Below are 12,791 nucleotides of genomic sequence, written 5' to 3' on the forward strand. Positions count from 1 at the left end.
TTAGATGAGTTTATTCAATGTATTCAATGTGACTGGTTCTGCGATGAGTGCTGAATCTGTTCGTCTAAATACGACCTCGAGCAACCTTGCGAACGCGGACAGTGTAAGTAGTTCTGCTGAAGAAACTTACAAGGCTCGTCACGCAGTGTTCGGCGCTGAGTTAAATAAAGCACGCAACAGTGGTCACACTGTGCCTGTGAAAGTATTAGGTATTGTGGAAAGCGATAAGCCGCTAAGCGCGGAGTACAACCCGGATCACCCATTAGCGAACAACGAAGGCTATATCTACAAGCCTAATGTCAACGTTATGGAAGAAATGGCAAACATGATTTCGGCATCACGTGCGTACCAAACAAACGTACAGGTTGCTGACTCGAGTAAACAAATGCTGCTGCGTACGCTGCAGATGGGTCAATAAGGATAAGGAGGTAGCACATGGCTGGAATCAACAACAATGTTGGTCAAAGCGGCTTGTCCTATGTTGACCAGCTGAAGAGTCTTCAAGATGGCGCTAAAAAGCCCGACGAAACAACAGGTAAGCAGGATCTTAAACAAGAAGACTTCTTATCTTTGTTGACTAAGCAACTAGCACAACAAGACCCTTTCAAGCCGGTTAGCAATGACCAGATGATTGCGCAAATGGCTTCATTTGCGACCGTAGATGGCATTGGCAAAATGAATACACAGTTTGAAAGCTTGAATTCATCAATGACCTCTAACCAAGCTCTTCAGGCCTCCTCTTTAGTTGGGCGTGATGTATTGGTTCCTGGTGCGGCAGGTGTAAAACCCGGTGATGGCGGTATGGCGGCAATGGTTAAGCTTCCTCAGGCAATGGACAATGTAATGGTCCGTGTTGAGAACGAAGTTGGCCAATTGGTTCGCACATTTGATATCGGCTCTAAACCATCTGGTGATACACGTGTTGAATGGGACGGAAAAGACGAAGACGGTAACCCATTGCCGGCCGGTAAATACAACGTGAAAGCGTCGGGTTTGCTGGATGGCGAGAACACAGAGTTCCAAGTTTCCAGTTATGCGAACGTGAACAGTGTGCTTCTTGGTAAGGGCGATGGCAACGTACTACTCAATCTGGCTGGTTTCACATCGCCAGTACGACTTGCTGAAGTACTAGAAGTTGGTAAAGCGTAGCTCTTTATTGAGTGACTATGCTAGCTAGATAGATTAGGAGAATAATGGAATGTCATATGTAGCTTTAAGCGGCCTATCCGCTGCACAATTAGACCTTAATACAACCAGTAACAACATTGCGAACGCAAACACATTTGGCTTTAAAGAGTCTCGTGCCGAGTTCGGTGATGTTTATTCAAGCTCGTTGTTCACTAACGCAAAAACGACGGCAGGTGGCGGTGCGCAAGCTAGCCAAGTGGCGCAACAGTTCCACGAAGGTTCAAGTATTTATACGAACAACCCAATGGACTTACGTGTAAGTGGTACAGGTTTCTTTGCAGTATCGAAAGACCGCATGGTGCCAGAGATTAACGAATTAACGCGTAATGGTGCATTTCACCTAAACAAAGACAACTACATGGTTACCGCTAACGATGAGTTTCTTTTAGGTTACGATGTTGATCCAAACTCGGGTGAAGTTCTTTCTTACGCGCCAAAGCCTCTCGACATTCCTGCTGAGTTTGGTAAGCCAAAACAGACAGAAAACATTGAAGTAGGGGTTAACCTTCCTGCAAACGGTGATCTTAAAGACCCGGCTGCATTTAACTTCAAAGATGCTGATACTTATAACCGTGCAACGTCTTCGACGGTATACGATTCTATGGGTCAGTCTTACAAGTTAACGACTTACTACCTCAAAGATCAGACTCAACCAAACACTTGGCAAACGTACTACACCATGTCAGATGAGAACGGTGAAAAGCCGGTCAACATTACTGGTGGTGATGCGACGAATGCACAAGGTCATGTTGGTCACACAATGAAGTTCAACAATGACGGTACGTTAGCAAGCCTAAACAATGGTCAGCCGATTAACTCGGAACCACTGGGTGCTGGTGCGAACCCTATTGACTTGAACGGTGCTGATCCAACTCAAGTGCTTAAGTTTGGTTTAGATTCTTCAACTCAGTTTGCCGCTCCGTTTGAATTGACTAAGTTTGATGAAGATGGCGCGACAACAGGTTTCTTAACAAAAATCGATTTCGATGAGTACGGCAGTGTTCTAGGTACTTATTCAAATGGTGAAAACGTGATGCTTGGCCGTGTAGGCTTGGTTCGTGTACCAAATGAGCAAGGTCTGGATAAGAAAGGCGGTACTCAATGGGATTCTACCAACGACTCTGGTGACAAGATCTGGGGTGAATCGAACAAAGGTTCATTTGGTAGCATCAACAACGGCTCGCTAGAGCAGTCGAACATCGATATGACTCAAGAACTGGTTGATTTGATTTCTGCTCAACGTAACTTCCAGGCGAACTCGCGTTCTCTAGAAGTACACAACCAGCTACAACAGAATATTCTTCAGATTCGTTAATCGTTTAAAGCGTTTGAATCATCTGCGAATACCCAATTCAATGTTATTGAATTGGGTATTGTTGTTTGTCTTTTTATTTGCCGCCCCTATTGCCGCCCGGTAATGCCACTGGCAACAATTCTTCCTCAATGATCCTTTGATGATCACCCTTCTTGTTCGTTTTCTATTTAAATTATTGATAAATAACAGTTAAAAATATTGGCACAGTGTTTGCTTTATTAGCCCCAGAAGATGATTTTTGGAGCAAAATTATGGATCGCGCACTGTTTCTTGCCATGAGTGGCGCTAAGCAAAATATGCAAGCTTTGCAGCTACGTGCAAACAACCTTGCCAACGTAAGTACAACGGGTTTCCGTGCTGATTTAGCACAGGCACGTTCAATGCAAGCGTATGGCGAAGGCATGCCTACTCGTGTTTTCAGCATGACAGAGCGTCCGGGTCATAATTTCGCTCAGGGTAGTGTGGTTACTACTGGCCGAGATCTAGACGTTACCATTCAAGGTGATGGTTGGATTTCAGTGATGGACAATACTGGCCGTGAAGGTTTAACACGTAACGGTAACCTAAGGGTTGACCAAAACGGTTTACTAACCAACGCAAGCGGTCACTTAGTGCTTGGTGAAAACGATGCACCAATCACGCTGCCAATCCCAATCAGCAAAGTAGAAATTGGTACAGACGGTACGATTTCGGTGATTCCTCAAGGCGCTCCAGCTGAAGAATTGGCCGTGGTTGATCGTATTAAGCTTGTACGTCCAGACAACCAAAGTTTGTTTAAAGACACGAATGGTCTATTCCGTTCGAAAAACCCAGATCAGGCATACGAAGCAGATGCAGCGGTGACGTTGCTAAAAGGTGCTATCGAAGGCAGTAACGTAAATGCCGTAGGTGAAATGACCAGCCTAATTGACTTACAACGTCAGTTTGAAATGCAGGTCAAAATGATGAGCACAGCAGAGGAAATGGACAAGTCGTCTGATTCACTGCTTCGTATGAGCTAATAGAATTTAAAGGACATTGCTATGCATCCAGCATTATGGGTAAGTAAAACGGGTTTAGACGCCCAACAAACCAATATCTCAACGATTTCGAACAACCTTGCCAACGCCTCGACCATTGGTTTTAAAAAGAGCCGCGCGGTATTTGAAGATCTGTTCTACCAGAATATTAATCAACCGGGTGGTCAATCGTCTCAGAATACTGAGCTGCCAAGTGGTTTGATGCTGGGTGCCGGTTCTAAGGTCGTCGCGACTCAAAAAGTGCACACTCACGGTAACGCACAAACGACATCTAACAGCCTAGACATGATGATTGAAGGCGACGGTTTCTTCCAAGTTGAAATGCCAGACGGTGAAACAGGTTACAGCCGCAATGGTCAGTTCACACTGAACGGTGAAGGCGCGATCGTAACGTCGGGCCAAGGTTATCCTCTACAACCAGAAATTGTGATTCCTGAAGACGCGATCTCGGTAACGGTTGGTAACGACGGTGAAGTATCGGTTCGTCTACGTGGCGAGCAAAACAACGTCGTGGTTGGTCAAATTACCATTACTGACTTTGTAAACCCAGGTGGTCTAGAGCCAGTAGGTCAAAACCTTTATTTGCCAACTGGCGCGAGTGGCGACCCACAAGAGGGTGTACCGGGTTTTGATGGCCTGGGTAACATCCGCCAATCGATGCTAGAAACATCGAACGTAAACGTAACCGAAGAGCTGGTAAACATGATTGAAGCTCAGCGTGTATACGAAATGAATTCGAAAGTTATCTCGTCAGTAGACAAGATGATGAGCTTTGTTAACCAACAGCTGTAATTGGTTTATTCGCCGTTTACTTTTTTAATTAATCTATCTGTTTTTGCTAATTGACCCATTTACCACTGCCTGCTGAGAGTATATCGCCATGAAACGTATTTTTTGTTTAGCCCTGTTAGCTTCGATGACTGGTTGTACAGTACTGGATCCAATTGAGACGCCAGCACAAGAGAACGCGACCACAGTGGTTGATGCGGTTGAAGGCGATAAGTCGGCAGAAGAAAGTTCAGGAATTATCGACACGCTTCGTGGGCGAACCGATCCAATTGCTGGTGACCCTGCATGGGCGCCAATCAACCCCAAGCAGAAGCCAGAGCATTATGCAGCGGCAACGGGCTCACTGTTTAATGTGAACCACATTGGCAGCATGTATGACGACTCAAAGCCTCGTGGTATTGGTGACATCATCACTGTAGCGCTAGATGAGAATACTCGAGCGACCAAAAAAGCCAACGCAGACATGTCTAAGTCGAATGATGCATCAATGGAGCCGCTGGCTGTTGGTGGTCAAGATCTGACGATCGACAAGTACAACTTCTCTTATGATCTGAGTAACACCAATACTTTTGCTGGTGATGCGTCAGCCAACCAAAGTAACAGCATCAGCGGCTACATTACCGTTGAAGTCATCGAAGTATTAGCTAATGGCAACCTAGTGGTTCGTGGTGAGAAGTGGATGACACTGAACACCGGCGATGAGTACATCCGCCTAAGCGGTACCATCCGTCCAGACGATATTGACTTCGAAAATACCATTGCTTCAAACCGTGTTTCTAACGCACGAATTCAGTACTCAGGGACTGGCGTACAGAAAGATATGCAAGAGCCTGGATTCTTGGCACGATTCTTTAATGTATCTCTGTAGAGCTTGATAGGACGACGACATACTGACAGCCTCTATCACTCAGCCACATTTAGCTAAGCTATTATAAATTAAAGCAATAAAGACAGGTTACTCAATGAAAAAACTGACACTCGTACTATTCGGCATGCTATTTCTTGCCACCAGTGCCCATGCTGCGCGAATCAAAGACGTGGCAAAAGTGGCGGGTGTTCGTAGTAACCAACTTGTCGGTTATGGTTTGGTCACGGGCTTGCCGGGTACTGGTGAGACAACTCCCTTTACCGATCAAACATTTAACGCAATGCTGCAAAATTTTGGCATCCAATTGCCGCCCGGCACTAAGCCAAAAACCAAAAACGTCGCGGCTGTTATTGTGACTGCTGAACTGCCAGCATTCTCTAAGCAAGGGCAAGAAGTTGACGTAACCGTTTCTTCTATCGGTTCAGCAAAAAGCCTTCGTGGTGGTACCTTGCTACAGACCTTCTTGAAAGGTCTAGACGGTCAAGTGTATGCGGTCGCGCAGGGTAACTTGGTGGTAAGTGGCTTTAGTGCACAAGGTAACGACGGTTCTAAGATTGTCGGTAACAACCCTAACGTTGGTATCATCTCTAGCGGTGCGACGGTTGAACAAGAGATCCCAACGCCATTCGGTCGTGGTGACTACATCACCTTCAACCTAATCCAATCAGATTTCACAACGGCTCAGCGTATGGCTGATGCGGTTAATAATTTCCTAGGCCCACAAATGGCTTCAGCGGTAGACGCAACTTCAGTAAAAGTTCGTGCACCGCGTGAAATCAGCCAGCGTGTAGCATTCTTGTCGGCTATCGAAAACATCGAGTTCGACCCTGCTGAAGGCTCTGCAAAAATCATCGTCAACTCTCGTACAGGTACGATTGTGGTTGGTAAGCACGTTCGCCTAAAAGCGGCGGCGGTCACCCACGGTGGTATGACGGTTGCAATTAAAGAAAATCTAAACGTAAGCCAACCGAATGCATTCTCTGGTGGCCAAACGGTAGTGGTCCCTGATTCTGATATCGAAATCACGGAAGGCGATGGTAAGATGTTCAAATTTGAACCTGGCCTAACGCTGGACGATTTGGTACGCGCAGTCAATGAAGTGGGCGCTGCACCTTCTGATTTAATGGCAATCCTTCAAGCACTGAAACAAGCGGGTGCAATTGAAGGCCAATTGATCATTATCTAAGAAGGGGTAAAGCATGATTAAAAATAACAATGACATCGGCTTTATTCACGATATCGGTAGCCTAGACCGCCTTCGTCAACAAGCGGTAAACGGTGAAGAAGGTAGCGAGAAAGAAGCATTAACCGCGGCGGCAAAACAGTTTGAATCGATTTTCACCTCGATGTTGTTTAAGTCAATGCGCGATGCTAACTCGAGCTTTAAGTCGGATATGTTGAACAGCCAGAACGAGCAGTTCTATCGTCAGATGCAAGATGACCAAATGGCGAGTGAGTTAAGCGCTTCAGGTTCGTTAGGTCTTGCAGATATGATCGTGGCTCAACTAAGCGCTGGCCAAGCAAGCGATACGTCTGAAGAGAAGGTTCGCAGTGAAGGCTTTGATGCTTCATTGCAAAGACCGCAATATTCAGGCCGTTCGGAAGAGCGAGCGTCAGACGTTCAACCTGCGCAAGCAGCAAAACAGCCAGTATCCTTTGATTCTCCAGAATCGTTTGTGACCTCAATGAAGCCTTACGCGGAAAAAGCGGCAAGTGCGCTTGGTGTGGACTCGTCTCTTCTATTGGCACAAGCTGCCCTTGAAACGGGTTGGGGTTCTAAAATGGTTAAGAACTCTTTGGGCAACAGCAATAACTTATTTAACATCAAAGCAGATAGAAGTTGGAAGGGCGATAAGGTCGCGACTCAAACTCTTGAGTTCCATGGCAAAACCGCCGTTAAAGAGTCAGCTTCCTTCCGTTCTTACTCTAATTTCGAAGATAGCTTTAATGATTACGTGAAGTTCTTGAACGAAAATCCAAGATACGAAACGGCGCTACAGCATCAAGGCAATTCAGAGAATTTCATCAAAGGTATTCATCAGGCTGGTTACGCAACTGACCCTAACTATGCAGACAAGGTTTTACGAGTTAAAGCCAAGATTGATGAGATGAACTAGCGTCATAAATCAACATAGAGAGCTTGCTACTGGCAGGCTCTTTTCTTCTCCGCCCCTTCAGTTCTTACGCGTAATCCATAGTTATCTCCTTACACTTCAATAAATTATCGTCTTTTAATTTCCTATTGTTTGTGTTGGCACATATATTGCTTTTATCTTAGTAATATACGGTTGTAGTTAATCAGTTCATTCTGGTTTTGTTAAGTTTTTTGGGGGCATTATGGCGTCGGATCTTCTGAATGTAGGGGCACAAAGTGTTCTTACGGCTCAGAGACAGCTCAACACCACAGGTCATAACATTTCTAACGCTAACACAGAGGGCTATAGCCGCCAGTCTGTGATTCAAGGTGTGAATGACCCGCGCCAGTACGGTGGGCAATCCTACGGTATGGGTGTACATGTGGAAAATGTTCGCCGCTCTTGGGATCAGTTTGCCGTCAAAGAACTTAACTTATCGACAACCAATGCCGCCAACAAAGGCGATACCGAAGCCAACCTCGATATGCTGTCGAGCATGTTGTCGTCGGTCGCTTCAAAGAAGATTCCAGAAAACCTCAACGAATGGTTTGATTCCGTTAAGACTCTCGCCGATACCCCAAATGATGTGGGTGCGCGTAAGGTCGTGTTAGAGAAAGCAGGGCTTGTAACTAAAACCTTGAATGAATTTCATGAAACAGTTCGTCAACAGTCTGATTCTACGAATAAAAAATTAGATATGGGTATCGAGCGAGTTAACCAACTTGCGTACGAGATCCGTGATGTTCAGCGTTTAATGATGCGAACTCCTGGGCCTCATAATGACCTACGAGATCAGCATGAAAAGTTGATTAATGAGCTTTCTGGTTACACCAAAGTTACGGTGACACCACGCTCAAATGCCGAAGGGTTTAATGTCCATATTGGTAATGGCCATACCTTGGTCTCTGGTAGTGAAGCGAGTCAGCTGAAGATGGTTGATGGCTTACCCGATGCACATCAGCGCCGCCTAGCGATTGTTGAAGGTAAGTCTTTAAAACCGATCACCAGCAGTGATATCGACGGAAAAATCGGCGCCATGCTAGACATGCGTGACGAACATATCCCAGCAATCATGGATGAGCTTGGTCGTTTGGCGACCGCGTTTTCATATGAGGTCAATAGTCTTCAAGAACAAGGTTTGGATCTTAACGGCAACGTAGGTAAGGACTTGTTTACCGACGTGAACTCAGAGCTGGTGGCAAAATCTCGTGTCACGGCTAGCGGGCAATCGAAAGCCGATGTTGCGGTATACATTGATGATACTTCTGCCTTAAAAGGCGGTGAGTATGGACTGAAATACGATGGCAGTGATTATGTCGTGACTAAGCCGAACGGTGAGACCGTTAAGATGGCGACCGACTCTAGCGGTAGTGCTTTTTATCTTGATGGCATGCGAGTGGAAGTACGTAACCCTCCTGAACTAGGAGAGAAACTGTTACTGCGTCCAACGCGTAATTTTGCTGCGCAGATTCATATGGAAACCAAAGACCCGAAAGACATTGCTGCGCAAAGTTATGAGGCATCGACCACGTTTGCCAAGGGTACAGCGGGATTTAAAATCCTAGAAGCAGGTCAACTGCGTGAGTTTGAAGTGATTGTCTCACCAAAAGGTGAGCAGTTTGCTGTGACGGATCCGAAGGGTAACATTTTAATGCAGCCTCAACCGTATCCGCCACAAGGGCCAGTGACCATCAACGGTACAACGTTTGAGCTCACACCCGGTGCGGTGGCAAATGATAAGTTTACGGCAAACCTTGTCCCATCAGAAGGTGACAACGGTAACCTGCGTAAGCTACAAGATCTTCAAACAGGAAAGCTGTTGAATGATGGTGAGTCTACGATTTTAGACCTTTACCACAACTTGAATACTAATACGGGCTTGAAGTCTTCAACGGCAAATCGCCTGAGTGATATTGCGACATTAGAAAAACAGTCGGCTCAAGAACGTATTGCTTCTATCTCGGGAGTAAACCTCGATGAAGAAGCGGCAAACATGATGAAATTTCAGCAAGCGTATATGGCTTCTTCACGTATCATGCAAGCAGCCAATGATACGTTTAACACTATTTTGGCTCTGAGATAGGAAGGTATAAATGTTGAATCGTATCTCTAGCTTCCATAATTATCAGTCAGTACAAAACGACTTGCGCCGTCAAGAGAACAAGGTGCATCACAACCAAGCACAACTTGCTTCGGGTAAGAAGTTACAGTCGCCAAGTGATGACCCATTAGCGACGCACTATTTACAGAACATTGGTCAGCAGTCAGAACAGCTTAAACAGTATGTCGATGCGATTACTCTAGTCAGAAACCGTCTTGAGCATCATGAAGTATTGGTTTCTAACACTGAAGGCTTTGCTGATGAAGCAAAACGAACCGTGATGGAAATGATCAACGGTGCGCTTTCTCCAGAAGACCGTTTAGCTAAGAAGCGTGAAATTCAAGAACTGGCGAATAACTTCCTGCATTTAGCCAACTCTCAAGATGAGTCGGGTAACTACACGTTTGCAGGCACTAAGCCGAAAAATCAGCCTTTCTTTCGAGATAACGAAGGGAATGTGACATATCAAGGTGATGACTACCAACGCAAGATGCGTGTGGCAAGCAGCTTTGAAATGGCAATGAATGATCCGGGCAGCAAGATGTTTATGGAAATAGACAACCCGTTCGGTGACTACGAACCTCAGTACGAGCTTGAACCTGCGTCTGAGTTATTGCTCGGGCGTGCGACCAACAGCGATGAAGATGGGTCTACTTATAAAGTGACGTTTGTCGACATGCAGACGGGCAATTTCGCTTATCAGCTTGAAAAAGACGGCGCAGTGGTTGCGGCAGAAGATTTTGATCCTTCGACAGGCATTGTTTATGAAGGGCTGAATATTCAAATCAAAGGCCAAATCACTAAAGGTGATTCGATCACCTTAGAACCACGAGAGACTTTCTCTATCTTTGATACGTTCAAAGAGGCTGCTGAGCAGGCTGAAAACCCGGTATCGGATGCATCAGCAACAGCGAAACTGCACCAAGTAACTGAAGAGTTCCACGCTGCGTTTATCCATTTGACCAAGGCAAGAACCGATGTTGGTGCACGCTTGAGTACTTTGGATATTCAAGAGCAACAACATGAAGATTTCAAGTTGTCTTTAGCAAAAGCAAAAAGCAACTTTGAAGACTTGGATTACTCGAAAGCGATCATTGAGTTCAATGAAAACTCTCGAGCACTACAAGCTTCTCAACAAGCGTTTGGCAAAACCAAAGACCTGACCTTGTTTAACTATATTTAATGATCAATCGGTATTTAATGGTGGCTTGTCGATCACCATGGCGTTGATTCCTTGCCGTATGTGCTATGCCATACGTGCGAATGACGCCACAGTTTGCCGCTTTTTTGTACGAAGCATGATGTTTCTAGAATAGCGGCAAAAAACGGCAATAAGGAAGGTGAATGTTTTTCATCTTCTAATAGTAGAAAATCATAATTGCGCAGTGTTGTTTGTAAGCTTCTGATTTTTAGATAATTAAAAAATTATTTATATGATATTAAACTTGGCATACAACTTGTATCTGTGTTGGTTATAAATGATTAATACAGATCTTAAACCTTGTATAGGGTTTATCGAGTAATACACGGTCAGTGCTTATCCATATGAGAGTAAAGCTGGCCGCTTCGCAGAAAGCTTGCGAACTCATAAGGAGAGCAAAATGGCTATCAATGTAAGCACTAACGTATCTGCTATGACAGCACAACGTTACCTGAATAAAGCGTCTAATGACTTAGCGACTTCTATGGAGCGTTTGTCATCTGGTCACAAGATCAACAGCGCGAAAGATGATGCGGCAGGTCTGCAAATCTCGAACCGTCTAACCGCTCAGTCTCGTGGTCTTGATGTGGCAATGCGTAATGCCAACGACGGTATTTCGATTGCTCAAACAGCAGAAGGCGCGATGAACGAATCGACTAACGTACTACAACGTATGCGTGATCTAGCGATTCAATCATCAAACGGCACTAACTCGCCGGCAGAGCGTACTGCACTGAACGAAGAGTCAATGGCACTTCAAGATGAGCTTAACCGTATTGCGGAAACCACATCGTTTGGTGGTCGTCGTCTACTGAACGGTTCATTCGGTGAAGCTTCATTCCAGATCGGTTCTAACTCTGGTGAAGCAATGATCATGGCTCTGACAAGTATCCGTGCAGATGACTACCGTATGGGTGGTACTACGTTCGATTCAGAAAACGCGAAAGATAAGAACTGGGAAGTGCCGCCAACAGCGAGCGATCTTAAGTTCGAATTCAAAACCAAAGCGGGTGAAGACATCGTTTTAGATATCAATACCAAAGCGGGCGATGATATCGAAGAGCTTGCGACTTACATTAATGGTCAGTCTGATCTTGTGAACGCATCGGTTACTGATGATGGTCGCATTCAACTGTTCGTTGCTGAACCTGACCTTGACGGCCCAATGTCTATCTCTGGTGGTCTAGCGTCTGAGCTAGGTATTAAGAGTGAAGGCCGCGCAACCTCGGTTCAAGATGTTAGCTTAACCAGCGTTGCGGGTTCACAGAACGCGATCAGCGTGATTGATTCTGCAATGAAGTACGTGGATTCACAGCGTGCTGATTTGGGTGCAAAACAGAACCGTCTAAGCCACAGTATTAATAACTTGGCAAACGTACAAGAGAACGTAGACGCTTCAAACAGCCGAATCAAAGATACGGACTTTGCGAAAGAGACGACGCAAATGACCAAATCACAAATTCTGCAACAAGCAGGTACTTCAATACTTGCTCAAGCAAAACAGTTGCCTAACTCTGCAATGTCATTATTGCAATAGTTATTGGTTGAACTTGCTGCTCGTGTTCAGACGTGAGCCATGCAGCAAGGGAAACTGGCAAGCATACTTACTATTGAATGTTTAGCTCTCTCATCTCTCACCTGCTATCCATTTTTGCAGTAAGAATGCAACGGCAAGTCGGAAATGTGTTCATTTCTCGATGATCTCCACACAGGCTCTGACGCGCCAACTAGCCCCGGTTCTCTCAAAGGAAAAGGGGCTTTTTCCTTTCTGTATTTCTTGCTTTTGCTATTTATTTTCCTGTGAACTTTCTCGCACTACCTTTTCCAAATCTCTATTTGATGGTTCTTCTTCACGACAAATAATGTCATCTATTACACAAGATTTGCGTAAGTCAGAGATCTTTGGCGATTGATCATTTCTCGACCTTGAGCCATTTAGACGGCGGTTCGTACGCTTTCTGAACAGATTAAGATCTTTTTCCAATTGAAATCTATCGCTGTATTAGAAAATGATGAAAATTAAGTTGTTGATAAATATTAGATTAATATTTTTTTTGTGGTTTTTTGAAAGTTTTTCTAAAGCTTCTGATTTTCGCGCCGTTATTAAAAGTAACTTTGAGAGAACTACTTGGTTTTCCGAGACGTCGGAAACCGCTATACCGGAAAATCAATTGG

General features: G+C 45.0%; 11 protein-coding genes. All 11 read left to right on the forward strand.

The window, feature by feature from the left end; translation table 11 throughout:
• The first annotated feature begins 4 nt into the window (after positions 1-4).
• The 11 genes from flgC to AB4154_RS21185 all read left to right on the forward strand — a co-directional run bounded on the left by flgC (position 5) and on the right by AB4154_RS21185 (position 12,153).
• Positions 5-418 carry a flagellar basal body rod protein FlgC gene (gene flgC / locus AB4154_RS21135; protein WP_004736176.1) on the forward strand — a complete coding sequence of 138 codons (414 nt, stop codon included), beginning with the start codon at positions 5-7 and terminating at the stop codon, positions 416-418.
• Between the two features lie 17 nt (positions 419-435).
• Positions 436-1,149, forward strand: a complete 714-nt coding sequence (gene flgD, locus AB4154_RS21140) for a flagellar hook assembly protein FlgD (RefSeq protein WP_010439286.1) — start codon at positions 436-438, stop codon at positions 1,147-1,149.
• 49 nt (positions 1,150-1,198) lie between these two features.
• Positions 1,199-2,503, forward strand: a complete 1,305-nt coding sequence (gene flgE, locus AB4154_RS21145; protein ID WP_017062260.1) for a flagellar hook protein FlgE — start codon at positions 1,199-1,201, stop codon at positions 2,501-2,503.
• 251 nt (positions 2,504-2,754) lie between these two features.
• Positions 2,755-3,504 (forward strand): flagellar basal-body rod protein FlgF, encoded by a 750-nt coding sequence (gene flgF, locus AB4154_RS21150; protein WP_017056855.1) that lies wholly within the window; start codon positions 2,755-2,757, stop codon positions 3,502-3,504.
• A 21-nt stretch (positions 3,505-3,525) separates the two neighbouring features.
• Positions 3,526-4,314 carry a flagellar basal-body rod protein FlgG gene (gene flgG, locus AB4154_RS21155; protein WP_017062259.1) on the forward strand — a complete coding sequence of 263 codons (789 nt, stop codon included), beginning with the start codon at positions 3,526-3,528 and terminating at the stop codon, positions 4,312-4,314.
• Positions 4,315-4,402: 88 nt separating this feature from the next.
• Positions 4,403-5,179: a flagellar basal body L-ring protein FlgH gene (gene flgH / locus AB4154_RS21160; RefSeq protein WP_017071817.1), complete on the forward strand. Its 777-nt coding sequence runs from the start codon at positions 4,403-4,405 to the stop codon at positions 5,177-5,179.
• A gap of 94 nt (positions 5,180-5,273) precedes the next feature.
• Positions 5,274-6,365, forward strand: a complete 1,092-nt coding sequence (locus AB4154_RS21165) for a flagellar basal body P-ring protein FlgI (protein ID WP_017062257.1) — start codon at positions 5,274-5,276, stop codon at positions 6,363-6,365.
• A gap of 13 nt (positions 6,366-6,378) precedes the next feature.
• Positions 6,379-7,296, forward strand: a complete 918-nt coding sequence (gene flgJ / locus AB4154_RS21170) for a flagellar assembly peptidoglycan hydrolase FlgJ (RefSeq protein ID WP_017064131.1) — start codon at positions 6,379-6,381, stop codon at positions 7,294-7,296.
• Positions 7,297-7,516: 220 nt separating this feature from the next.
• Positions 7,517-9,397: a flagellar hook-associated protein FlgK gene (gene flgK, locus AB4154_RS21175; protein WP_017067655.1), complete on the forward strand. Its 1,881-nt coding sequence runs from the start codon at positions 7,517-7,519 to the stop codon at positions 9,395-9,397.
• A 10-nt stretch (positions 9,398-9,407) separates the two neighbouring features.
• Positions 9,408-10,598, forward strand: coding sequence for a flagellar hook-associated protein FlgL (gene flgL, locus AB4154_RS21180; RefSeq protein ID WP_017064129.1), 1,191 nt, complete (start codon positions 9,408-9,410; stop codon positions 10,596-10,598).
• Positions 10,599-11,016: 418 nt separating this feature from the next.
• Positions 11,017-12,153: a flagellin gene (locus AB4154_RS21185; RefSeq protein WP_017064128.1), complete on the forward strand. Its 1,137-nt coding sequence runs from the start codon at positions 11,017-11,019 to the stop codon at positions 12,151-12,153.
• Positions 12,154-12,791: the final 638 nt, after the last annotated feature.

Origin of the sequence: Vibrio sp. 10N.286.51.B11, assembly GCF_041469245.1 — a bacterium.
Classification (GTDB): domain Bacteria; phylum Pseudomonadota; class Gammaproteobacteria; order Enterobacterales; family Vibrionaceae; genus Vibrio; species Vibrio crassostreae_C.